The organism is Shewanella sp. SM29 (assembly GCF_025654245.1).
In the GTDB taxonomy this organism is placed as follows: Bacteria; Pseudomonadota; Gammaproteobacteria; order Enterobacterales; family Shewanellaceae; genus Shewanella; species Shewanella oncorhynchi.
Genome location: NZ_JAKKRN010000002.1, coordinates 49,386 through 72,603 on the forward strand (window position 1 = coordinate 49,386; position 23,218 = coordinate 72,603).

Sequence of the window (23,218 nt, forward strand, 5' to 3'; positions counted from 1 at the left end):
GAGTCGATCATCGGTAGGTTTAGTGTTTTTAAGGAACGCTTTAATAACAGTTTTTAATACGGTCTTTGAATCACATTCTTTTAACTGCTACCTTTTCAACTGCTTTTCTGCAAACATCTGCCAACCCACTACCTATAACTCGCTCGATTATAACGCTAATTCGGCTGCTACATCGTCTAATACTTGGCGCTTCATTTCTTTGGCGGCGGCGATATGGATACGGGCGAGCCTTAAGGCATAGTTGAATCTTGCTCGACCGACGAGGCGCACAAGTTCGGCAAAAAACTGTGGATCTAAAGTGAATTGCGTCGAATAGTATTGGATAGCGGCATTGACTGAATTAAAAGTCACGCCATCGAATTCAAAACCTGCGCTATAACCTTGGTCGTCAATTTCTTCGCCCTCTAATACCAGTGGCCAACCGGGTGCATTGATACGGTCGCGGGCAATTTGGTACATCATCCAAGCACTTTTTTTAAAACCTTCAAACACTTTGCAGGAGAATTCGGACTCAGCAAGCTCTTCTTCGGTCCAATTAATCCCAATGGCGAGGTGTTTCGCATAAATACGCATCAGTGCATCTTTGACGGCCATACGACAATCCCAAATGGAGCTAAGAGTATGTTGTTTGGCTAATCGCAAACATTCGCTGCAGGCGGGCACAGCTAATGAAGAATGTGGTGTATGTGTGTGTGCAATATATTCGAAGTGTTGATGGCTCGGTTCGCCACAAAACCAGCAGGTATGGCGTTTGTCGAAGGGAATATCGATAAGCGGAATAGCAGACATCAAGGAATGAGCACCTCAGTCCTTGATATCATCAATGGCATACTGAAGCGATTAAACTTCTTCAACATCAACCAAATCTTTTGCTAAAACAATTGGATCAAGTTCAAGACAATCTTCATCGGTTTGCCAATCAACACCGATCAATACACCATCGTCGTTTAGATCTGAGACCCAATATTCTAGAAATTCTTCTAATGAAATAGAAACGGGTTGATAGTCGTGCCATTCGTCGCTGCAATGGGATTTTGCAGTAGCTTCATTTGACCATAATGGCATCACATCTGTGTCTTCAAATTCTGAAGAATCACAAACGACCCAGCCTTCGCCAGTTTCATCCATTAGACCCCAAAGCGTCTGATGTTGTTTTACATTTTTGATAAAGCCAGCCAAAGCCGCATTGATTTCAGTCATGATAGGTCTCTTTGATGTGTGCTGTTAACTTATCCATTATACGGTAACGTGCTGCGATACCAAGGGATTCTTTGTTAAGAATTTTTTTGTGTTGGATAACTGAGCAATAAGCCTATGCCGCAAGGTATTTATGGCGATAAGGATTGTGTTACGTGTCACTATGGGTCAGGATTATCGATAATGAGTCGCCTTGGTACAGGCTGTTTTACTGACTAAATGTGGCTTAGATAGGGGCTTTACGTAGCGGAGAAACGTGTCTTCTATGCTTTTGGCCGTTAAAGGTGTTTTGGATTCTAACCTTTAACTCGTTATGCCAAGGCGAATATCTCTCTAGGGCAATTCCCTCTTGAAGACGGAATATTGTCGTGTTTAGCCACAGCAGTGTGATTACTGTGTCATTGTTGTGAGATCAAATATTGGAGTTGTTGATTTGATTAAAATTAAAGGGTTAACTTATCTGTTTGCGAGTATTGCCGCCTGTGTCAGTCTGAGTGCCTGTTCAAGTGCGCCAACGGCGAGTGCTAATGCAACCAGCTCTAAAGCAAGTGGCATAGCTGCTGAAGTCAATCAAATGCCCGATATCAGTGTTAGTGTACAATCTAATGCTGAGGCGTTTCCAATGTGCTTGACTGGACTGCAAGCGCGGGCACGTGCAGAAGGCCTGTCAGAGGCGACGATAAACTCTACCATTGCGAACTTGAAATTTGTCCCTCGAGTGATTGAGCTGGACCAACAGCAACCCGAATTCAGCCAGACATTTGATAATTATTTCAGTAAGCGCGCGACCGAATGGCGGGTCAATGAAGGCCGCCGCTTATTGCAAAAGCACAGTGTTCTACTCAATCAATTAGCGCAAAAATACGGCGTTCCGCCGCAATATATCTTGTCTTTTTGGGGGCTGGAAACGAACTACGGTTCCTATAAAGGCAAAATGTCGGTATTGAATTCGCTGGCGACTTTGGCCTGTGAGCCACGCCGTAGCAATTATTTCACCATAGAGCTGATGCAAGCCTTAAAACTGAAAGAAAAGTATCAGTTCGATGATGACACTATGGTGGGATCATGGGCAGGTGCTATGGGACATACGCAATTTATGCCTTCTGCGTATGCCAAATATGCGGTCGATGGCGATGGCGATGGTAAGGCCGATTTATGGAATAGCACTACAGATGCGCTCACTTCTGCCGCGAATTTTTTGCAGCACTTAGGTTGGCAGCGTAATCAGCGTTGGGGGCGTGAAGTCTTGTTGCCAAAGGATTTTAGTTACAGTCATTTAGGTGCGAAACAGCCCTTGTCGTTATCTGAATGGGCTGCGCTCAATGTAACGCAGTCGAATGGGCAACCTTTGCCTGCCGTCGATATTCAAGCTGCGCTGTATTTGCCTGCGGGACACACAGGCCCAGCCTTTTTAGGTTATGAGAATTTTAATGTGATCATGCGTTGGAATCGCTCCGAATTTTATGCCATTACGGTAGGGCACTTGGCCGATCGTATTAATGGTGGACAACCCTTGACAGTCAGTCCGCCTGAGCAACCACGCCTAAGCCGCGAGCAAGTAAAGCAACTGCAAACAAAACTGAACGAGGCTGGATTTGATGTTGGTAAGCCTGATGGCGTGTTGGGACGTAACTCTATGGCAGGGTTGCAAGCCTTTCAACGTAGCAAACAGATGATTGCCGATGGCTTCCCAAGCCCTGAGGTGTTTACTGCTTTAGGACTATCACTGTAGCCACTGTCACTGTAGTTACTGTAGCCAAAGAGCGCTCGCTGCCGGTTTTGAGCGCTTTTAGGCCGGATAAAAAAGTGGAGTGAAAAGCGCAGTTTTGTTAAGCTCGGCCCACAATTGAAATCGAAGAAAATCAAAGGATATTCGATGAGCATTAAAGACGATATGGTTGTGCAGTTTAACTACACACTGCGCGACGAGAAAGGTGAAGTGATCGAGACGAACGAAGGTCGCGATCCGATTGCCTATTTACACGGTCATGACAACATGATGCCAGGTGTAGAAAACGCGATAAACGGTAAAGCCATAGGTGAAAAGTTCACTGTGACCTTGCCTGCCGCTGAAACCTACGGTGAGCGTGTAGCGGATGCTGACGCACACCAACGTGTGTCAGTTAAGCATTTACTGGGTGCGACTGTGTGGAAACCAGGCATGACAGCAGTGGTTAATACCGACCAAGGTCAGCGCCAAGTGACTATCGTTAAAATGGGTAAGTTTATGGCGACTGTGGATGTAAACCATCCATTAGCCGGCCGCGAACTGACATTTGATATTGAAGTCGTAGGTGCCCGTGATGCGAGTGATGAAGAAATCGCCCACGGTCATGCCCATGGTGCAGGTGGTCATCACCACTAATCTTTAGGTTTCGGGCTCGGCTTCGAACTTGGCTTTTATCTGACTCCATGTGAGTGGAGTATAAGTTCAGTATGAGTTGAATGAATCGAGGCTAAAGATTAAATAGCAAAAGCCCAAACCTAGGTTTGGGCTTTTTGTTTTTATGGTGCTAATGGCTTAATGATTGTCGCAACCGCTAATGGCTCCTTATCTCGCTAATGGCTATGTTCATGCTCGAGTGGTTTGTCGGCAAACATCATATCTAGGCTTGCTTGGGTTTGGGGATGGTAGCCGCTGTGAGCCTTGAAATAGACACTCTTGGCCCAGTCGTATTTATCAGAGCTTGCTAGCTTTTGATATAAAGGCACGATTAAGCGCATGCGGCCAATATGGGTTAAGTGTTGTTTTAATGCGGGTAGTACTGCGTAATAGCCATTGTCTAGGGCCAGTGAATACCATGCAAAAGCAATTTCACTGTTGCCAGTGCCCGTAAAATGTAACGCCTTATCTAGCTCGGCAAGTTTGGTTTGATCTAGATTAATCCTTGGCATTTCATTGATGAATCTTAACCACTGGTGGACTGTCCAAGTGCTGGTTTTCAACTCGCTTGCACTGAGTTTACCCTCAAGCCAAGTTTGTCTTTGGGCATCGATATCATCGAAGGCGTGGGAATTGGGCGGCACAAGAAATGACGGTAAACCTTGACCTTCAATCCAAGTATCCACTTCACCTTCACTGACAAGATGTGGATATTTGTTTAATAGATTCAAAGATAAATATTCACGGAATTGCGCCGTAGTAATACTCTGAAATGCAAAATGATTGAAGTAGCTTTTCACAAAAGTGTCGAAGCGTTCACGGCCAAATTTTTGCTCTAAAAATATTAAGAACAACTGGCCTTTTACATAAGGGACACCGCTGAAGGCTTCGTCGGGCGAACGTTTACCGAGATTGAGATGTAGCACTGAATCGGCAGGAGTAAGTTCTGCAAGCTCGGCAAGCAATTCAGAGTAGCCGATGGTTTGCTCCATCAGCGCTCGGTCACGACCATAGAGATCTTCCATGATGCGGTTCTCAACATAGGTCGTAAAACCTTCATTAAGCCAGAGATCGCGCCAAGTGGCGTTGGTCACTAAATTACCTGACCACGAGTGCGCAAGTTCGTGGGCGATGAGGCTCACTAAGCTTTTATCACCCGCGATCACTGTGGGTGTAATAAAAGACAAACGCGGGTTTTCCATGCCGCCAAAGGGGAAACTTGGTGGCAAGATAAGCAAGTCATAACGTCCCCAAGGGTAATCGCCATAACGTTTAGCCGCGATTTTGATCATTTCTGGCGTGTCGGCAAATTCTTTGCTCGCTTTGTCGAGGATCTCTGGCTCAGCCCAAATGCCCGAGATGTTATCTAAGGGAGCAAACTTTAAATGCCCGGCCGCAATGGCAATCAAATAAGCTGGAATAGCCTGCGGCATAGTGAATTGGGTCTGAGTGCTCGACAGGGTTTTGCGATCTGCACTCATGACCACAGTGATGGCTTTATCGGCAGTAATTGTGGCGCTATAGGTTTGGCGAACGGCTGGCGTATCTTGCAGTGGGATCCAACTGCGAGCATGAATCGCCTGACTCTGACTGAACATAAAAGGCAACTGTTTACCTTGGGTTTGCTCTGGAGTTAACCATTGAATACCAGACGGATTATTCGATGTGTGGTAATTGATTTTGACCTTTTGACTATTTTCATCAGCAAGTTTGATGGTTAGCGCGGCGCCTTTTACAGCGTCCGCTTTGGCTAACGTGAAGGGTACGCTTTGCCATTTCCCCGCTGTATTTAAAGCACTTACGCTGTTAATCGTCAGATCTCGAGTATCTAAGATGAGTTCTTTCCCCGCCTTATGCCAAGCTAAATCGAGGGTGGCTTCACCGGATAAGCGGTTTTGCTTAAAATCAACTACAAGGGCTAGTTCCAAATGACTCACGCTGACTTCAGTGTAATTGGCGTAGGTCAGTGCATCTTGGTTCTGCTGCGTATCAGCTTGTACAACAGTGGCAGTAGGCTCAGTGGTTAAGGTATTTGGAGTGCTATTGGCATAAGTGCAGGGAAGTAGTTGCAGGGCAAAGACTAGGGTGCTGCAAAGGACGGTTCGACGAAGTGAAAGCATTATTTATAGTAGCCTAATGATGAAGTATGTTAGTTCGAGTTTGGGGTGATAAGACCATCAATTCAGCTTGGTTTTCTGTTAACCCACTCTATATAGCGCAAAAGTTTACCTGATAATTCACTGGATTTGTTATCTCACTGTTAGCTCAAATGTAATCAAACTTTAATGGCTTGGATGTTGGTCAGGAAATGCCATCGGTAAAAGAGCACAAGTTTGCTATGATGACGGCGTTTTCACATAGGGCGGTTATCAAAATGGTGTTAGATTTTTCGCAGGGTAAGTTAATCGTTACTGAGTTCGAGGTTCAAGTGCGCCTCAACGTTGCCAGTATCGTACTGCAAGCGAGTGCTGAGGATATCGGCTTGAGACGTCAGCCTCCTATGCTGATCGCCGATGGTGGCGGTGTACGTTGGAGCTTAGTATTGGACTCAAATACTCAGTTACGTGCGATTCAAGATGTGCTGGGCATGGATGCTGAATAACCTGTGCCCGAGTGGTGATGAGTGTTTAACGTATAGATTTATCATCATTTTTTAGTTGATGAGTGTTTAATATCGAATTGGGAATTTTTAGTATGTCAGTTTCTCTTGAGCGTATTGTTGTCGAACCTAAGACGCCTGCTACGGCTGTGGTTATTTGGTTACATGGATTAGGGGATTCGGGGGCAGGATTTGCTCCCGTAGTGCCTGCATTAGGCTTACCTGTAGATCATGCTATTCGATTTATTTTTCCCCATGCACCAGAGCAAGCCGTGACCATTAATGGTGGCTACGTTATGCGCGCTTGGTACGATATTAAAAGCATGGATTTGCATGACAGAGCCGATATGCAAGGCGTGCTTGAGTCGGAGAAAATGGTTGCCGCATTAATTAATGAACAAATCGCGGCGGGTATTGCGAGCCAACGTATCGTATTAGCGGGATTCAGTCAGGGTGGAGTAATGAGTTTATTCTCTGGACTGCGTTTCCCTGAGCCACTTGCAGGGATTATGGCGTTGTCTTGCTATTTGCCGACGGGCGATGTGTTACCCGCTGAATTAAGTGCGGCGAATCGCAATACACCCATATTACAGCAACACGGTCTACAGGATGATGTTGTACCATTATCCGCTGGAATGTTAGCAAAAGAAGCCTTAACGGCGGGCGGCTATCATGTTACGTGGCAGACTTATCCAATGCCTCATTCTGTCATTCCTGAACAATTGAAAGCGATTTCTAATTGGTTATTACAGCGATTTGAAATGTAGATAAGTCTAATTGCTTATAAAAACAGCATGCGGTAAGTTGAAATTTACTCATGCTTGTTTTTTTAAAGGAACAATCGCGATGTTTTTTCATATTTCTTAAGTTATTTATAACAAACGATTAAAATCCATTTATTCCATTTTTATTTTGTATTCTCTAAATATATAAAAATCAGTCATTCAGCTTATTTTTTATATGAAACAAATCCTTCTTAAAATGCCCGCCAAATTTCATATAAATGTCAAGTTTTTAATAAAAATGACACAATTTATCTTTATTATTTGCTATTATCCGTGACGCTGAACTTGATGGAGTTCACGGCAATCTTTCTATGATAAAATAATTAAAATCAAGGGGTTGATGTAATGAGACATATGCTTATTAAAGGATTAGTTGCAACTGCTGTTCTCGCTGCACTTGCGGGTTGTAATAATAGTGATGACGATAAAGTTCCAACAACGTGTGCTGAAGCGGGAAGTGCTTGTAAAACCTTTACCGTTTTACATACCAATGACAACCATGGCCGTTTCTGGGAAAACAGTGATGGTGAATACGGTTTAGCCGCTCAGAAAACTCTGGTTGATCAAATTCGTGCAGAAGTGAGTAAGAATGGCAGTCAAATCTTATTATTATCTGGTGGTGATATTAATACGGGTGTACCAGAATCTGATCTTCAAGATGCCATACCAGACTTTACGGGCATGAATAAAATTGGTTACGACGCCATGGCTGTTGGTAACCATGAGTTTGACAATCCGTTATCAGTACTTGATATGCAGCGTCGCCTTGCTGAATTCCCTATGTTAGCGGCGAACATTTACCGTAAAAATGCCGAAGGCAAACCTGGCGAACGTTATTTTGATGCTTATAAAGTATTTGACATTAATGGTCTTAAAGTTGCAGTTATTGGTTTAACGACAGAAGACACTGCTAAGATTGGTAACCCAGAATATATTAGCGATCTAACATTCACCGATCCCAAGGTGGAAGTTGCTAAAGTGATTAAAGAAATTAAAGATGCCAAAGCGGCAGATATCATTTTCGCTACCACGCACATGGGTCATTACGCAGATGGTAAAAATGGTAGTAATGCCCCTGGCGATGTGGCTATGGCTCGCGCATTGAAAGAAGGGGATTTACAAGTTGTTATCGGTGGTCATTCACAGAATCCAGTGTGTATGGAACCGGGAACTGACAACAAAGCCTATGCAGCCTTTAAGCCTGGTGATGCATGTGCACCTGATAAACAAAATGGCACTTGGATCATGCAAGCCCATGAATGGGGTAAATATGTTGGCCGTGCAGATTTTGAATACTTTAACGGTGAACTCCATCTAGCGAGCTACAAGCTTGTCCCTGTGAATATGCGCAAACTGGATGATGCTGGTAAGAAAACTGCTGACTTAGCTGGCACTAAAATTGAACCGGATTCAGAGTTAAAAGAGCTGCTTTCTTACTATCAAGAGAAAGGTCAAGCTAAGTTAGACGAAGTCATTGCGACAACGGATGCCCTGTTAGATGGTGAGCGTGCAAACGTGCGTAATAAGCAAACTAACTTAGGCCGTATGTTAGCGATGGCACAAAGTGCTAAAGTGACTGCTGATTTTGGTGTAATGAACTCAGGCGGTGTACGTGCATCTATCCAACCAGGCAACATTAGTTACCGTGACGTGCTGACTGTTCAGCCATTTGGTAATATGGTTACCCTTAACGAAATGACGGGTACTGAAGTTGCGGCTTATTTAGGCGCAGTCGGCAGTCTTCAAGTTGGTTCTGGTGGTTATGCACAAATCACTGGTGTTAAAATGACCATTGACTGTGTGGCTAAAACAGCCAACATCAGCGACATCGGTGGCAAGGATTTTAGCCCAACAGCCACTTATAAGTTCACTGTACCTAGCTTTAATGCTGCGGGTGGTGACGGTTATCCTAAACTAACCAGCCCAATTCAAACGGGTTTTGTTGATGCTGATTTACTCTATTCTTTCTTGAAAGAGAAACAAGTGATTAAAGCTGCTGACTACAATCCTGTAGGCGATATTGTTTATGAGAACTCAAAAAGTGTTGAAGGTTGCCAACTTTAAGTAATCAATCATTACTCAGTGTTTCAATATTAATGCCACTCAAATGAGTGGCATTTTTTATGGTTAATTAATATTGAACTAAGTGTAAATTAATATTCAGCGTTTTATTTTAGATACACTTTGATTCATTTGTGGTGTGAGTTTCTCGGTATTCTTTTAGTTAACAATTAAGATTTATTGTATCAAATTAAATATTTAATATATTCAACAGGTCTGTATTGCTTAACCCCATGATGTATATCCGGATATCTTATATTCAAGTTGATTTATTTTGTGTCAATTTGTTTTAATTTGAGATTAATTGTTTTTAATGGTTGACTTAGATGTTGCGCATTAACATTATCCCTACAGCGAAATAGAGTTCGCATGCCAAATATAAAAATAACAAACATAGGGTTTTATTTACCTCAAGGAGAGATTAATGCGCTATTTAAGTTTAACGGCCAAAGCCGTTCGTACTAGTTTAATTACAGTGGCGACAAGCAGTGTGGTTTTTTCTGGAATAGGCTTTTCTGCGGCGGTAAATGCAGCAGAAGAAAATGCGAAAGTTGAACGCATTGAAGTGACGGGTTCTCGTATTAAACAAGTTGATATGGAAACTGTTTCACCCGTGACTGTCATTAATGCTGCGGATATTGCCATGACGGGTGAAAAAACCGTTGCTGACGTATTGAATAACTCCGCGATAAACAGCTTTGGTTCTTGGCGTGGTATTTCTGGCTATGGATCAGGAGCAAGCTCAACCAGTGATGTCAATTTACGCGGTTTAGGATCGTCTGCGACATTAGTGTTATTAGATGGACGCCGTATGCCTGGCACGAGTTCAAGCTCTGGCTCTGTGGCCGATACATCTTCTATCCCTATGGCTATCGTGGAGCGTATTGAAATCCTGCGTGATGGCGCCTCGGCAGTATATGGTTCCGATGCGGTTGCGGGTGTGATAAACATTATCACTAAGAAAGAGTTTGAAGGGTTTCAGCTTGATTACAGTACTGAGCAACCAAGCGTAGAAGGAGGCGATGCCAACCGTTTATCACTTGCAACGGGCTTTAATACTGATAAAGGCAATATCACGCTAACCTATGAATATTATGATACTAAAGCGGTAATGGATCGTGATATTTGGCGAATGGACGATTCAAGTTATAACGCATATAGTGGATATAGCTCAGTACCAAACGGTAAATATGGACCTGGCAACGGTAGCTGGTATAGTAATTCAGATATATGTGAAAAAACGGAAAATACCATAGACTCAGGTGATGGTCGTTGTTTATATAATCATGGTAATGTCACTAAGTTATTTGGCGATCAAACTCGTAATTCGCTGTTATCTAATTTCTCCTATGAGATTTCTGAGAATATAAAATTCCGAGGTCGTGCTTCTGCTTCATTAGCAGAAACTGAAACCCGTTATGCGGGTACGCCAGTATCAACGAATACCCCTGTGATGAGTGCCGATAATAAGTATAATCCAGTTGGCGAAGAATTAGTGATTTCTATGCGAGGCGCGCAACTTGGCGAGCGAGATACATTAACTGAAACCAACAACTTTGATATTCTAGGTGGCTTTGTTGGTACAATAGATTCAGGGAATGGTATCGACTGGGAATTAAATGCCCAGCACGCAACATCGACGACAAATAGTTTTAATTATAATTTACTGAACGACGATATTATTCAGCAAGAAATTGATTCAGAGCAATATGATATTTTCAATACCTCTGGCATGAGTTATGAGCAGTGGGATCAACAGATGACAGATCTGTATCGTAAAGCTGCGCATACTGGGGTTTATCAGGGCAAATTTGAAAGTACTCAATTGGATGGTCTTGCTTCGACCTTACTGCTCGATGACGGTGATCTTTCGGTCGCTATGGTCGGCGGTCTTGAATATGAAATGATCAAGTTTAAGCAAACCAGTGATCCAGAATCGGCCGCGGGTATTATCTCCGGCGGTTCGGGTGGTGATGATGTGGATGCCACGCGTGACCGTAGTGCCGCTTATTTGGAACTCCAAGTTGGCTTACCTGCCAATGTTGAGTTTTCTGCCGCAGTACGTTATGAGCGCTATGAGCAGGAAGGAACTCTCACAGGGCCTCAGGGGGAAGTTGTTAATTCATCGACCTTCGATGCCGTGGTGCCTAAGTTTGGTTTAAGCTGGCGTCCTATAGACACGTTATTACTGCGTGCTAGCTATGGTGACTCATTCCGTGCGCCGAATATGAGCGAAATGTTCTCGTCTCAATCCTTGAGTTTTGAGAAGGGTGTTGATTCTTTATGGTGTAATGAACCTGGTAACGTGGATGCCATATATTGCGCGACTAATAATCAACATAAAACCTGGTATGGAGGGAATCCTGATCTAGAGGCTGAAGAGGGTAACTCGTTAACCTTTGGCGGCGTTTGGAATGTCACTGACGCATGGAACTTGGAGTTATCTTATTACTCAATCACCTATGACAACAAAATTGAGTCAATTGATGTGGATGATATCCTGCGTGATGAAATCAAGAATGGTTCTTCTCCCTATGTGACGCGCGGTCCTGATGGCAAGATTGAATATATTGAAGCCGGAGTTCGTAACTTAGCTACAGTTGAGACCTCAGGTATCGATTTTGTTACGGCTTATAACTTAGAAACAGGCTTTGGGGATTTCAATTTCAAACTGGATTTAACTCATGTGCTTGATTTTAAAAAGCAGGATAACGCTGAAGCAGACATGATCGACTACGCAGGGTCGACTGACTCGCCCGATTGGCGCGGTAACTTTGCGACCAGTTGGAAATACGATGATTTCTCTGCCGCATGGACAGTTGTTTATATTGGTAATCAATCAGCAAGTTATTTCAACGAGTTAGAAGAAACCGACCGTTATGTTGATTACGATAATTACTTTAAACATAACATTCAGTTTGGTTATACCCATGCTTATAACGGCTCTATCACAGTAGGGGTGAATAATGTGTTTGATGCTGAAACACCAAACTATTACACCTATGCCGATTATCGCGATGTGAATGTGGGTTTATATGATGTGTTAGGTAGAACGTATTACCTGAGAATAAACCAGAAGTTTTAGGTTGTCCGCCCTCCCTGGATAACTCAAACCTCCGCTTGCGGAGGTTTTTTTGCTTATAAGGCAGTTTACTGGATGTCGAATGAGCGCTATCAATGCGTGAGGCGCAGTTCGTGGCGGTGTTCATGCTGATAATGCTCGGCGCAGGAGGTGCAGCGTTGTTCGGTGGGATCTTGGCTTAAGCGTTCGGTTTCAATTTCTGCCTCACAATCCGAGCAAAGACCGTAGAGACCTAAGTCGAGCTGGCAAAAGGCGGCATCAAGTTTATTTAATCGGCAAAATAGTGGGTGTTCAGCCAGTGGTGTCTGAGCCAATTTATCAATTAATTCTGCCAGACTCAGGCTAGCGTAATGCTCCCCTATGGCTTCGAGGAACAGAGGGAGCGCGCCTATTTCTTTCCTTAGATTAGCTTCAAGCTCTGACAATTCATGTCTGATATGGGTGGTGCTCACGTAAAATCGCCTATTTCATTTGACTCTAGGCGTCCAGTCTAATAGTTCCACTATCAACGACTATGATAAAGATCAAGTATCTGCCACATTTTCGGTTTTTTAGCCGTTAAAAATCGAAAAAGTACTTCATTCTTATCGCATTATATGTGCTACGGCAAAAGCCCTTTTATCATAAATATCGTCGCGATTATTCGTCGCATAAGTTCCGTTGCGCCGTTTCTAATACGCGGACAATTTCTTCCGTTGTTTTAAAGACTCGCAGTTCCCTAAACAAGGTATCGGCTTCGGGATATTGACGGCTGAGATAGGTGAACCACTGTTTGATCCGGGCTGGATAATAGTCACTCTTACGGCCATTGAGTTCCCTTTGGGTATAACTGAGCATGAGCCCTAAGGTTTGCGCCCAAGTATAAGGAGTAGCTCCTGTCTTGATAGTATCTGCCAAGTTCGGCAATGAAATTGCCCCGCGGCCGATCATGATACTGTCGCAGCCCGTGACCTCGATACAACGCTTAGCATCGTCACTGTTCCAAATTTCACCGTTGGCGATCACTGGGATCGGCAAACGTTTGCGCACTTCGGTGATGTATTCCCAGTAGGCTGGCGGTCTGTAACCGTCGACTTTGCTGCGCGCATGGATGGCAAGTTCAGTTGCACCGGCTTCATACACAGCAATGGCGTTTTCCATAAACAGTGACTTATCTTCATAGCCCAAACGTATTTTGGCCGTTACGGCATGCTCTTTTGGTACTGCTTGACGCATGGCTTTGACAATATCGTGCACACTCTCAGGATATTGCAATAATACGGCGCCACCTTTACTGCGGTTAACAATTTTTGCTGGACAGCCAAAGTTTGCATCAACACCGTGTGAGCCTAGCTCAATGGCACGCAGGGCATTTTCGCCCATACATTGGGGTTCTTGACCAAGCAATTGTACTCGTACTGGCGTACCTGAAGGGGTGTTGCCGTTGTTGAGCAGTTCAGGACACAGTTTGAGAAAGACCTTTTCAGGCAGCAGTTGGTCTACCACTCGCACAAATTCGGTGACGAGCAAATCGTAGGGATTGATGGTCGATAGGATGTCACGCATCAAAGCGTCTACTACACCTTCCATTGGAGCCAAAATCACACGCACTGCAGTAAACCCATATCTGTTGCAAAGGGCGAGCATTCTACCTTATCAGCCCTAAGTTACAAAGTGGCCTAGTGAAGGAGGATGAATAGGTACGCCAATAAATAAAATCCAAGCTAAACTGATTGTCCTAGCAGGATATTTTGACCATTTCTGTGACTTAGTGATATTTTTTGCAATAGAATCGAAATAAGGCAGGTCTTTTGTTATAAGCCAGCTACTTAAACTGTTGTTGGTCATTATTACTCAATAAACAAGAAGGGATTATTTATGAATTCAGTTAAAAAAACAGCAGTTGCAGTAGCGTTAGGTTCAGTTGTGATGAGTTCAGCTTTTGCTGTCAATGCACAAACTAACCCATTTGGTTTTGAAGCTATGGATGCGGGCTATCAAATTGTCGGTTCAGAAGGCAAATGTGGTGAAGCCAAATGCGGCGCAGACATGAAGAAAGCCGCCGCTGAAAAAGCCAAAGAAGGCAAGTGTGGTGAGGCTAAATGCGGTGCTGAGATGAAAAAAGCGGCTGCAGATAAAGCTCATGAGGGGAAATGTGGCGAAGCGAAATGCGGTGCTGACATGAAGAAAACCGCCGAAAAAGTGGATGCTAAAGTCGAAGCCGTTAAAAAAGAAGTGAAGTAAAGTGGGTTAGTTTTATCCCTGCAGTTATTGGGATAATTGAGCCTAAAGAGGCCAGCCAGCGCTGGTCTCTTGTGTTTTATTCTTAAGCGATTACAGGTTAGCGTTCGTGAGGTTCTATGAATGATCAAAAAAATACGGCACAGGTAGGGCTGGGATTAAGACGAGAAATGCTCAGTGAATTTTGTTTACAGGTGCCTGATGCTATTAATTTTTTTGAAGTGGCGCCTGAGAATTGGATGACCTTAGGTGGTAAATTTGGCCGCCAATTTCGTGAGTTGACTGAGCAACATACTTTCTACTGCCACGGTTTGAGTTTATCTATTGGTAGCCCTGAACCTTTAGATCTCGCGTTTGTAAAAAATATCAAAACCTTTATGGATTTACATCAAATCCAAGTCTATTCCGAACATTTAAGTTATTGCTCAGGGCAAGGTCACTTATATGATTTAATGCCTATCCCTTTTACCTACGCTGCGGTGAAGCATGTGGCGGCGCGGGTCAAGCAAGTAGAAGATATTCTAGAGCGGCCGCTTATTTTAGAAAATGTGTCTTTTTATGCCGCTCCAGGTGCGCAAATGACAGAACTTGAATTCGTTAATGCCGTGCTGCAAGAAGCCGATTGTAAACTGCTACTGGATGTGAACAACATCTATGTGAACTCGATAAACCATCAATACGATGCCGATGCCTTTTTACATGCCATGCCGACGCAGCGCATCGCTTATCTGCATATTGCTGGGCACTACAAACAAGCTGAAGATCTGCTCATTGATACCCATGGCGCAGCCATTAACGATCCCGTCTGGACATTATTGCAGCGCTGTTATGCCTTGCATGGGGTAAAGCCGACTTTGCTGGAGCGTGACTTTAATGTGCCGACAACTGCTGAATTGTTGCTCGAGCTAAATCAAATCCACGCTTATCAAGCGGCGGCGCCCAGCTCTCACATCCAAAATAGCGCTCATGCCGTAAAGAGGAGCGCCTAATGGATTTTAAGCAAGTGCAGCAATCCTTTATCGATTATATCCGCGATCCCTCTTCGCCATTGCCCGTGGATACTGATTTCCGGCGTATGCAGGTTTACCGCGAGTTATTTTTTAATAATGTGCTGGGATTTGTGTCGAACGGCTTCCCCGTGCTGAAAAGTTTGTATTCTGAGGAGGATTGGCTGACTTTGGTGCAGCGTTTTTTCAGTCAACATGATTGTCAATCGCCCATCTTTATCGATATCGCGGGTGAGTTTTTAGATTTTTTACAGCAGGAATATCAGCCCACGGCAAATGATCCTGTTTTTATGCTCGAATTAGCGCACTATGAATGGCTAGAGTTGGCCGTTGCGGTCGCACAGGCGAGTGAGGATGAATCTCAACTTAGCCCAGCGCAAATGTCGACGCAGGCTTTATGTTTGTCGCAGACGGCGAGGGTAGCGCAGTATCACTTTGAAGTGCAGCACATTCGTCAGGATTATCGTCCGCAGCAACGACTCGATACGCCAGTGTTTTTTTGTCTCTATCAAGATGCCGATTGTGAAGTGTGCTTCTTACAGTTAAATCCCTTAAGCGCACAGGTGCTGGCATTTCTTCAAGCCCAAGGCCAAGCGGGTTTTAAAGAGATAGTTGATTGGTTAACAATTACATATCCTCAAATGGCGCCAGAGATTATTGAGCAAGGTTGTATGCAGTTACTCGAGCAATTAGCGGCCAAAGGGATAGTGCGCGGACGTCAGTCTTAAGGTTGGGATTATTGCCGAAATAAATGCAATAACCCTACATTTAGAGGGTTTTTATTAATTTGACAAACCGCTACAATGTCGGCCGTTTTGTGATCTCAATCACTGTACGATTCCTGCGCACTTATACTTGCACATACTAGAGGAGCTGTAATGAGTAGTCAGCCGTTCAAAGACCCATTTAATTTTTTGTATTTTATTGGTTTTATTTTAGTTTTACTGTTGCCGACTCTGCCAGCAAGTCTGTCTTGGTTAAAGCATTTAGGTTTAATTTAAGCGAGCGTTAATCTCTAGCGCGTAGCCTATTGGCCACTCTTCGAGTGGCTTTTGTTTTTCCGATAAAGGGCATTTAAACCTATGGTATTAAAGCGCGGATTATTTTTACTGTTAGGCTTAACCGCTTTAGTCTTAGGTTTAGTCGGTATCGTGCTACCGATATTGCCGACCGTGCCTTTTATCTTGCTTGCTGCCTTCTGCTTTGCCCGCTCGAGTGAACGTTTACACCATTGGTTGATGACACATCCCTGGTTTGCCGACGCCTTAACCCAGTGGCAAGAGCAGCGAGCAATGCGTAAGGGATTGAAACGCAAAGCCATGATAGTTAGCGCACTCAGTTTTAGTGTCAGCATTATTGTGGTCCCTATCCTTTGGGTAAAAGGTCTGCTGTTTGTCATGGCGTTGGTCTTACTTGGGTATCTTAAAGGTATACCTGAAATAGAGGGATGATTGAGTGATTGAATGGGCTCAGGCGCTGTGACTGAAAGTTTAGTCGTGTTCTTGTTGAGGATATTTAACACAGTGCCGACAGGGTTTGATCTAAGGCACAAATTGATAACCTTTCCATCACTTGTGCATTGTGATTGTTGCAACTAAAACTAAAGCGGCATAAGCTTTGTCCGACTTTCGACAATGCGTCCACCCAGTGTGGACGTTTTGTTTTATACCGCCACCGCTAGGTTGGTGAATTGATTAAGTAACTTATTAAGCAAATATGATGGCTATGAATACAGAAACCTTATCCTTGATAAAGCAAAGCATTAAAACGATTCCTAATTATCCTAAGGAAGGGATTTTATTTCGAGATGTCACCAGTTTGCTTGAGAATGCAGCAGCCTATAAAGCGACCATCGACTTGTTAGTTGAACATTATCGTGGTCAAGGCTTTACCAAAATTGTGGGTACTGAAGCCCGTGGTTTCTTATTTGGTGCACCGTTGGCTTTAGAATTGGGTATCGGTTTTGTACCTGTGCGTAAACCCGGCAAATTGCCGCGTGCAACCATCAGCCAAAGCTATGAACTGGAATACGGTCACGATAGCCTAGAAATTCATACTGATGCGATTAGCGCAAATGACAAAGTGCTCGTTGTTGACGATTTACTCGCCACTGGCGGTACTATCGAAGCAACCGTTAAACTCATTCGCCAACTCGGCGGTGAAGTTAAACATGCGGCCTTTGTGATCTCATTACCTGATTTAGGCGGTGAAGCCCGTTTAACCGCATTAGGGCTTGAGTTGGTTAAACTTTGTGAGTTTGAAGGCGAATAAATCTGCAGCTAAAGGCGCCTTGGGATAGTTTGATGGCATGTCAAATCATGGCATGTTATCTTTCAAAGTTCTCGGGGCGCATGCTCCCGCTTTTGTATCACATACTCTGGGGAGTTCCATGTCATATCAGGTGTTAGCCAGAAAATGGCGCCCTGCCACATTTGATCAAATGGTTGGCCAAAGCCATGTTTTGCATGCCTTGACCAATGCGTTAAGCCAGCAGCGCTTACACCATGCTTACCTGTTTACGGGAACGCGCGGTGTCGGTAAAACCAGCTTGGCGCGACTCTTTGCCAAAGGCTTAAATTGCGAACAAGGCGTGACAGCCACTCCCTGTGGTGTTTGCGGCAGTTGTGTGGAAATCGCCCAAGGCCGTTTTGTCGATTTGATTGAAGTCGATGCCGCATCTCGCACTAAGGTCGATGATACCCGTGAGCTGTTAGACAATGTGCAGTATCGTCCAACCCGTGGCCGCTTTAAGGTTTATCTCATCGACGAAGTGCATATGCTGTCGCGCAGCAGTTTTAACGCACTGCTAAAAACCTTAGAAGAACCCCCCGAGCACGTTAAATTTCTTCTGGCGACCACCGATCCGCAGAAACTGCCAGTGACTGTGTTATCTCGTTGTTTGCAGTTCAATTTAAAAAGCCTGACCCAAGCTGAAATTGGCACTCAGCTCAATCATATCTTGACCCAAGAGCAGTTTCCCTTTGATGTAGAAGCCCTAAAATTGCTGGCTAAAGCTGCCAATGGCAGTATGCGTGATGCCTTGAGTTTGACAGATCAAGCCATCGCCTTTGGTGGCGGTAATGTGATGCTTGGCCAAGTGCAAACCATGCTTGGCAGTATTGATGAGCAGCATGTAGTTGCCTTGCTTAATGCCTTAACCGATGCCGATATTGGTGTGTTAATGCATACCTGTGCCCAAGTGCTTGCGTACGGCGCAGATGCCCAAGAAGTGCTACGCAGTTTACTTGAGTTGTTACATCAAATTACCTTGACCCAATTTGCCCCCGCGTGCGCGCAGCAATCCTTGTATAGCGCACAGATTCGCGCCTTTGCCGAACAGCTTAAGCCGGAACAGGTGCAGCTTTATTATCAGATTTTATTAACAGGCCGCAAAGACTTACCCCATGCACCGGATCCTAAATCGGGTCTTGAGATGGCGCTATTACGCGCTGTGGCGTTTGTGCCGGAAAAGCCAGTAAAGCGCTGGCAGCCTGATGCGGTCGCTGAGATCAGTTTATCCGAAGGGCAAACGCCAGTTGCGACAGCGCAAGCTCATGATGTAAAAGAACAACAGTTTGCTGAGCCACATACTGCGGAACAACTGCCTGCTGAAAAAAAAACAGCATTAATTGAGCCTGCCGATACCGCAGAGCAGGCACTTGATGCTGAGCTCCAAGCGGATGCGGCATTAATTGCCGAACAGGCGGTGATTCTAAGTCAGGCGCAGAGTCAGGGATTTAACGCTGGCAGCTTAAACGTTGAGATAGTGAATGCTGAGGTCGAGCCACAAACTCAAACAGTATCAACCGTTCAAGCGTCTCTTATACACACTTCAGAATCCGTTACTGGTATCGAGGCATCGGTTGTTAGTATTGATACTCATAATATTCAAGGAATTGAATTAGTCACAACAGCTTCCGAGCTGAGTCTAGTGAATACGGCAGAGCCTGAAACTGCTGTCAATTCAACAGCTGTTGAGTGTGGTGACAGTGTAGATAAAGCTCTTTCTGATAAAGACCCTGCTGCAGAGAACATCTTCGATAACAACACTTTTGAGCTAGGGCATGATGCCAATAGTCTTGATGGAAATGAAGCTGAGCATTCATATCCAGCGATAGGGGATTATGCCCTAGAGTCAGCTCCGCTTGATTCCTATCAAGACGTTTATGCTGATTTCTCCTCTGGCGCTTATAATGATGATAACTTTAACCATGGCTTTGATTCGCAAGAGGCTATAAATTCTGTTGATGTTCAAAGTTCTGTAGGTGTTTCAAACGCTGCAGGCATGCAAGCTTCTGCTGATCGTCAGTTAGCACCTGTGGCTCAAGTCTTCACTCAATCACAGACCTCAGTATCAGATTCAATACAAGAGCAAGCGCTACAACAAGCCGCTTCTGTATCCTTAGCCGATGATGATATTCTCTCGGCGGTGTTGGCGGCTCGGGATTCACTGCTATCGGATCTTGACGCCTTAAGTGCTAAGGACGGTGATGAAAAAAAGTCGTCATTGGACTCAAAACTTAAGACGCCAAACACTAAATCACATGGTGTAACCTTACCTAAATCGGTTACTAAAATTGAAGCGAGTCAGCCAAGTGTGGCATTTTCTGTTGATCCAGCATCTGATTTAGACCCTGATTTAGCGATAGATTTTGATGATGACTTCGACTTAGATCTTGAGCCTATCGATCTGCACCAAGCAGTATCTTCAGTCGTCATTTCAACTGGAATTGTCTCTGAGAAGCCTGTCAAACCGTCAACTGCAGATGATCGTCCGCCTTGGGAGGCAGCGCCTGAAGCTGAATCTATCGAAGTGACGCAAGTCGATAGCAATAAGACTGACAGTGTTCAGCCTGTGAGCGCGCAAGCTACTGATATAAATAATGTTCAAACCAGTCATGCTCAAGAGCTTTTAGGCGAGAGTTACACACCTAATCATGCACAAGATGACACTCTATCCCTGAGTGACGGGCAGGTCGCAGCATCAAGTTTGAAGTCGGAAATACTTCAAAATCAGGCTGTACGTCAAGAAGAAATACCCGCCTCAGAGTTTGCTTTGGCTAGCACAACAGCACTGACAAATGCGTCAAATACAGTGGAACACACGCAGGAGACACAAGTCGCGCTCAGTTCGACTCAACCTATTAGCGGTCATCCATTAGATTTACATTGGTACAAGTTGATGGCGAGCTTAGAGATCGGCGGGCGAGTGCGGCAACTGGCGGTTAATTCTGTCTGCCAAACCTTGAGCGATCCTTTGCCGTTGCTGCTTAAACCAAACCAGAAGCATTTAGCGGCCGATGTTGCCATAGTGCAGCTTGAGCAAGCCTTAACTACCGCGCTCGGGAACCCAAGACGGGTACAAGTGGTCATAGGAATCGATGAACAGCGGGAAACGCCCTTAGAGTTACGTAAGCGTTTCCACCAAGAGTTGCTGCAACAAGCGCATCAATCATTGATTCATGATGACAATGTGCAATGGTTGATCCAACGTATGGGCGCCGAACTCGATGCCGATAGTCTAGTATATCCGCCAGAGTTGTTGAATTTACGCAGTCAGCAAATACAAGCGTTACCTGAGTTAACTGAGGCTGCGAGTTAGCCATTATTGGCGAGTCTTTGGGTAAAATTTTCATCGTTAATTTGTAACGCTGTGGTTTAAATTTAGGCTTCGAGTGCATATCTATAGTGATGCTGCTGAGAAACTCTGCATCGAGATCATAAGTTTATTAACAAGATAACGGCATTGATTGCCAATCCCATTTATTTAAGTAAGATTAGCCGCGTTAATGCTTGCGACTAACCCTAATAGAAGAGAAATGACTATGTTTGGAAAAGGCGGTATGGGCAATTTGATGAAACAGGCCCAGATGATGCAAGAAAAAATGGCCAAAATGCAGGAAGAAATCGCCCGTATGGAAATGGTGGGGGAATCTGGTGCAGGTTTGGTGAAAGTCACCATGACTGGCGCGCACACAGTGCGTAAAGTCGAAATCGACCCAAGCCTGATGGAAGACGACAAAGAAATGCTGGAAGATTTGATTGCTGCGGCTTGTAATGACGCAGCCCGTCGAATCGAAGAAAACCAAAAAACTAAAATGGCTGAAGTTACTGGTGGCATGCAATTACCACCAGGCATGAAAATGCCATTTTAATTGAGATAGCCGATGAAATTTAGTCCATTGTTAGATGAGTTAATTCAGTCCCTGCGTTGTTTACCTGGGGTTGGGCCTAAATCGGCGCAACGTATGGCGTTTCAGTTACTTGAACGCGACCGAAAAGCAGGGCTTAAGTTAGCCAGTGCGCTGTCCAGTGCGATGAGTGACGTCGGTCATTGTCAGTCTTGCCGAACCTACACTGAAGAAACCCTCTGTCCGATCTGTGCTAGCCATAAACGCGGAACCTCCTCCACCATTTGTGTGGTGGAAACGCCGGCTGATGTGTTAGCCATTGAAGCGGGTGGACATTTCACTGGCCGTTACTTTGTACTTTTAGGCCATTTATCGCCCCTCGATGGTGTGGGGCCAGAAGAGTTAGGCTTAGCGTTACTCGAGCGCCATTTGGCATCGGGTGATGTCAACGAACTGATTTTAGCGACAAATCCAACAGTAGAAGGTGAGGCTACAGCACATTTTATTGCCGATATGGCCAGACGTCACAAAGTGATGATAAGTCGCATTGCCCATGGCGTACCCGTAGGTGGCGAGTTGGAATACGTGGATAGCACTACGTTAGCGCTGTCCTTTAATGGTCGTTTACCACTTTAATTAAACAGTTTCTATTGGTCCATGCTATTGATTGTATTGGATTAATTTAAGATTGAAGTATTCAACTCAATTATCACTTTAGTGCCTGAATCTTATAAACCCGCCAAGATCCTATCTTGAGCGGGTTTTTATTTACCCAGAGTTTCAACCTAGGTGTTGAGGCTGGGTTATGGAGACAGGGCGGTGGTTGATTCAATTCCTATATTGATTGATATCTATCTATATAAAATCCATGTTTATCAATAGTTTTTTAAATTTCATACTTGTCTTATGCGAGCTTCATCCGTAAAGTAGGTTTGATAATAATCGGGTTGAGTTGCTTAATCACAGTGATCCACAGTATGTCTAGTCAATTCGTTGGGCTTAGATCTGTGTGCTTAGTTCTGTGTACGTTGAATTGGCCACGTCTTTTTTATTTGAAAACTAGGGAGGGGACTCATTGGGAAATATTACGATTAGGCATGCAGAGAAGTGTGACGCTGCAGCCATTCAAGCAGTATATGCCTGCCCAAATGCCTATGCCGGTACCTTGCAATTACCTTTGCCATCGACCGATAAATGGGAGGCGCGTCTTGCTGCAACATCGAATCATGTTCATCGTTATGTTGCAGAGATTGAAGGTGAAATTGTCGGTGAGTTGGGTTTTGAAGTGTATGAGCAACCTCGCCGTAGGCATGTTGCCTCCTTTGGTATGGGTGTAAAAGACAGTTGGCAAGGCCGCGGTATAGGCTGTGCCTTGATTAACGCGATGCTTGAGCTTACCGATAAATGGATGAATATAAAACGAATTGAATTAACGGTTTATACCGATAATTATGCCGCCATTGGTCTATATAAAAAGTTTGGCTTTGTAATGGAAGGTGAGTAGAAGGATTTTGCTTTTAGAAATGGTGAGTTTGTTAGTGTGTATCATATGGCGCGGTTAAATTAATGTGCTGATATCTATGCTATTTTAGCTGTTACTTAAGGCTCTCACTCTAAGCACTAACTTTAAGAATTTGCTCTAAGCGCTCAATTTAAGAACTTACATCAAGAGGTCACTTTACGAACCGAGGTATTGGAATAGCATTAAGCGCTCATTTTCAGAGCTCGCTTTAGGTGCTAAGTGTATGTCTAT

Annotated in this window: 20 protein-coding genes and 1 pseudogene; 16 read left to right on the forward strand and 5 right to left on the reverse strand. The window is 44.3% G+C overall.

The window, feature by feature from the left end; all coding sequences use genetic code 11:
- Nucleotides 1-147: 147 nt before the first annotated feature.
- Together L5L77_RS01595 and L5L77_RS01600 are read right to left on the reverse strand one after the other, a co-directional pair.
- Complete coding sequence (locus tag L5L77_RS01595; RefSeq protein WP_131525011.1) at nucleotides 148-789, reverse strand: hypothetical protein; 642 nt, start codon at nucleotides 787-789, stop codon at nucleotides 148-150.
- Between the two features lie 51 nt (nucleotides 790-840).
- On the reverse strand, nucleotides 841-1,200 hold the full coding sequence (locus L5L77_RS01600; protein ID WP_028759614.1) for a DUF2750 domain-containing protein: 360 nt from the start codon (nucleotides 1,198-1,200) through the stop codon (nucleotides 841-843).
- A 430-nt stretch (nucleotides 1,201-1,630) separates the two neighbouring features.
- On the opposite strand from L5L77_RS01600, the gene L5L77_RS01605 reads away from it, so the two are divergent.
- Both L5L77_RS01605 and L5L77_RS01610 read left to right on the forward strand, forming a co-directional pair.
- Nucleotides 1,631-2,929, forward strand: a complete 1,299-nt coding sequence (locus tag L5L77_RS01605; protein ID WP_168827435.1) for a lytic murein transglycosylase — start codon at nucleotides 1,631-1,633, stop codon at nucleotides 2,927-2,929.
- A 144-nt stretch (nucleotides 2,930-3,073) separates the two neighbouring features.
- Nucleotides 3,074-3,562, forward strand: a complete 489-nt coding sequence (locus L5L77_RS01610; protein WP_105252202.1) for a peptidylprolyl isomerase — start codon at nucleotides 3,074-3,076, stop codon at nucleotides 3,560-3,562.
- A gap of 194 nt (nucleotides 3,563-3,756) precedes the next feature.
- Here the strand turns inward: L5L77_RS01610 and L5L77_RS01615 are convergent, their stop codons facing one another.
- Nucleotides 3,757-5,700, reverse strand: a complete 1,944-nt coding sequence (locus L5L77_RS01615; protein ID WP_263221913.1) for a M1 family metallopeptidase — start codon at nucleotides 5,698-5,700, stop codon at nucleotides 3,757-3,759.
- A gap of 254 nt (nucleotides 5,701-5,954) precedes the next feature.
- On the opposite strand from L5L77_RS01615, the gene L5L77_RS01620 reads away from it, so the two are divergent.
- From L5L77_RS01620 to L5L77_RS01635, 4 genes are all read left to right on the forward strand, one after another.
- On the forward strand, nucleotides 5,955-6,182 hold the full coding sequence (locus tag L5L77_RS01620; RefSeq protein WP_106651841.1) for a DUF3389 family protein: 228 nt from the start codon (nucleotides 5,955-5,957) through the stop codon (nucleotides 6,180-6,182).
- 92 nt (nucleotides 6,183-6,274) lie between these two features.
- Complete coding sequence (locus L5L77_RS01625) at nucleotides 6,275-6,946, forward strand: alpha/beta hydrolase (RefSeq protein ID WP_131525009.1); 672 nt, start codon at nucleotides 6,275-6,277, stop codon at nucleotides 6,944-6,946.
- Nucleotides 6,947-7,309: 363 nt separating this feature from the next.
- Nucleotides 7,310-9,028 carry a bifunctional UDP-sugar hydrolase/5'-nucleotidase UshA gene (gene ushA, locus L5L77_RS01630; protein ID WP_263221914.1) on the forward strand — a complete coding sequence of 573 codons (1,719 nt, stop codon included), beginning with the start codon at nucleotides 7,310-7,312 and terminating at the stop codon, nucleotides 9,026-9,028.
- 421 nt (nucleotides 9,029-9,449) lie between these two features.
- The gene (locus L5L77_RS01635) at nucleotides 9,450-12,110 is read left to right on the forward strand and encodes a TonB-dependent receptor (protein ID WP_263191575.1); all 2,661 of its coding nucleotides are present in this window, start codon (nucleotides 9,450-9,452) and stop codon (nucleotides 12,108-12,110) included.
- An 89-nt stretch (nucleotides 12,111-12,199) separates the two neighbouring features.
- Here the strand turns inward: L5L77_RS01635 and L5L77_RS01640 are convergent, their stop codons facing one another.
- Both L5L77_RS01640 and L5L77_RS01645 read right to left on the reverse strand, forming a co-directional pair.
- Entirely contained in the window at nucleotides 12,200-12,559 is a 360-nt protein-coding gene (locus L5L77_RS01640; RefSeq protein ID WP_105252207.1) for a TraR/DksA C4-type zinc finger protein, read from the reverse strand.
- Nucleotides 12,560-12,746: 187 nt separating this feature from the next.
- Complete coding sequence (locus L5L77_RS01645; protein ID WP_219251650.1) at nucleotides 12,747-13,697, reverse strand: tRNA-dihydrouridine synthase; 951 nt, start codon at nucleotides 13,695-13,697, stop codon at nucleotides 12,747-12,749.
- Between the two features lie 267 nt (nucleotides 13,698-13,964).
- Here L5L77_RS01645 and L5L77_RS01650 point away from each other — a divergent pair, with 267 nt between their 5' ends.
- The 10 genes and pseudogenes from L5L77_RS01650 to L5L77_RS01695 form a co-directional block, all read left to right on the forward strand.
- Nucleotides 13,965-14,330 carry a hypothetical protein gene (locus tag L5L77_RS01650; RefSeq protein WP_263185777.1) on the forward strand — a complete coding sequence of 122 codons (366 nt, stop codon included), beginning with the start codon at nucleotides 13,965-13,967 and terminating at the stop codon, nucleotides 14,328-14,330.
- A 116-nt stretch (nucleotides 14,331-14,446) separates the two neighbouring features.
- Nucleotides 14,447-15,316, forward strand: coding sequence for a DUF692 domain-containing protein (locus L5L77_RS01655; RefSeq protein WP_131525004.1), 870 nt, complete (start codon nucleotides 14,447-14,449; stop codon nucleotides 15,314-15,316).
- Nucleotides 15,316-16,062, forward strand: a complete 747-nt coding sequence (locus tag L5L77_RS01660; protein WP_263191576.1) for a DUF2063 domain-containing protein — start codon at nucleotides 15,316-15,318, stop codon at nucleotides 16,060-16,062. The genes L5L77_RS01655 and L5L77_RS01660 overlap by 1 nt, the downstream gene beginning before the upstream one ends.
- Nucleotides 16,063-16,212: 150 nt before the next feature.
- Entirely contained in the window at nucleotides 16,213-16,335 is a 123-nt protein-coding gene (locus L5L77_RS01665; RefSeq protein WP_006082086.1) for a hypothetical protein, read from the forward strand.
- Between the two features lie 81 nt (nucleotides 16,336-16,416).
- On the forward strand, nucleotides 16,417-16,785 hold the full coding sequence (locus L5L77_RS01670; protein ID WP_131525002.1) for a YbaN family protein: 369 nt from the start codon (nucleotides 16,417-16,419) through the stop codon (nucleotides 16,783-16,785).
- 268 nt (nucleotides 16,786-17,053) lie between these two features.
- Nucleotides 17,054-17,605 (forward strand): adenine phosphoribosyltransferase, encoded by a 552-nt coding sequence (gene apt / locus L5L77_RS01675; RefSeq protein ID WP_105252212.1) that lies wholly within the window; start codon nucleotides 17,054-17,056, stop codon nucleotides 17,603-17,605.
- A 37-nt stretch (nucleotides 17,606-17,642) separates the two neighbouring features.
- Nucleotides 17,643-20,936, forward strand: coding sequence for a DNA polymerase III subunit gamma/tau (gene dnaX / locus L5L77_RS01680; RefSeq protein ID WP_219251648.1), 3,294 nt, complete (start codon nucleotides 17,643-17,645; stop codon nucleotides 20,934-20,936).
- Between the two features lie 223 nt (nucleotides 20,937-21,159).
- Nucleotides 21,160-21,489: a YbaB/EbfC family nucleoid-associated protein gene (locus L5L77_RS01685; protein ID WP_028759630.1), complete on the forward strand. Its 330-nt coding sequence runs from the start codon at nucleotides 21,160-21,162 to the stop codon at nucleotides 21,487-21,489.
- A 12-nt stretch (nucleotides 21,490-21,501) separates the two neighbouring features.
- Nucleotides 21,502-22,101 (forward strand): recombination mediator RecR, encoded by a 600-nt coding sequence (recR, locus tag L5L77_RS01690; protein WP_131525000.1) that lies wholly within the window; start codon nucleotides 21,502-21,504, stop codon nucleotides 22,099-22,101.
- A 439-nt stretch (nucleotides 22,102-22,540) separates the two neighbouring features.
- Nucleotides 22,541-22,966 (forward strand): annotated as a pseudogene (locus L5L77_RS01695) (GNAT family N-acetyltransferase); the annotation flags it as partial.
- Nucleotides 22,967-23,218 lie beyond the last annotated feature (252 nt).

Bases quoted from the DNA above. Each gene is read 5' to 3' on its own strand.
- ushA (WP_263221914.1), top strand. From the start codon at position 7,310: ATGAGACATATGCTTATTAAAGGATTAGTTGCAACTGCTGTTCTCGCT.
- L5L77_RS01660 (WP_263191576.1), top strand. From the start codon at position 15,316: ATGGATTTTAAGCAAGTGCAGCAATCCTTTATCGATTATATCCGCGAT.
- L5L77_RS01665 (WP_006082086.1), top strand. From the start codon at position 16,213: ATGAGTAGTCAGCCGTTCAAAGACCCATTTAATTTTTTGTATTTTATT.
- L5L77_RS01610 (WP_105252202.1), top strand. From the start codon at position 3,074: ATGAGCATTAAAGACGATATGGTTGTGCAGTTTAACTACACACTGCGC.
- L5L77_RS01655 (WP_131525004.1), top strand. From the start codon at position 14,447: ATGAATGATCAAAAAAATACGGCACAGGTAGGGCTGGGATTAAGACGA.
- L5L77_RS01595 (WP_131525011.1), bottom strand. From the start codon at position 789: ATGTCTGCTATTCCGCTTATCGATATTCCCTTCGACAAACGCCATACC.
- recR (WP_131525000.1), top strand. From the start codon at position 21,502: ATGAAATTTAGTCCATTGTTAGATGAGTTAATTCAGTCCCTGCGTTGT.
- L5L77_RS01670 (WP_131525002.1), top strand. From the start codon at position 16,417: ATGGTATTAAAGCGCGGATTATTTTTACTGTTAGGCTTAACCGCTTTA.
- apt (WP_105252212.1), top strand. From the start codon at position 17,054: ATGGCTATGAATACAGAAACCTTATCCTTGATAAAGCAAAGCATTAAA.
- L5L77_RS01600 (WP_028759614.1), bottom strand. From the start codon at position 1,200: ATGACTGAAATCAATGCGGCTTTGGCTGGCTTTATCAAAAATGTAAAA.
- L5L77_RS01625 (WP_131525009.1), top strand. From the start codon at position 6,275: ATGTCAGTTTCTCTTGAGCGTATTGTTGTCGAACCTAAGACGCCTGCT.
- dnaX (WP_219251648.1), top strand. From the start codon at position 17,643: ATGTCAAATCATGGCATGTTATCTTTCAAAGTTCTCGGGGCGCATGCT.
- L5L77_RS01685 (WP_028759630.1), top strand. From the start codon at position 21,160: ATGTTTGGAAAAGGCGGTATGGGCAATTTGATGAAACAGGCCCAGATG.
- L5L77_RS01650 (WP_263185777.1), top strand. From the start codon at position 13,965: ATGAATTCAGTTAAAAAAACAGCAGTTGCAGTAGCGTTAGGTTCAGTT.
- L5L77_RS01620 (WP_106651841.1), top strand. From the start codon at position 5,955: ATGGTGTTAGATTTTTCGCAGGGTAAGTTAATCGTTACTGAGTTCGAG.
- L5L77_RS01635 (WP_263191575.1), top strand. From the start codon at position 9,450: ATGCGCTATTTAAGTTTAACGGCCAAAGCCGTTCGTACTAGTTTAATT.
- L5L77_RS01615 (WP_263221913.1), bottom strand. From the start codon at position 5,700: ATGCTTTCACTTCGTCGAACCGTCCTTTGCAGCACCCTAGTCTTTGCC.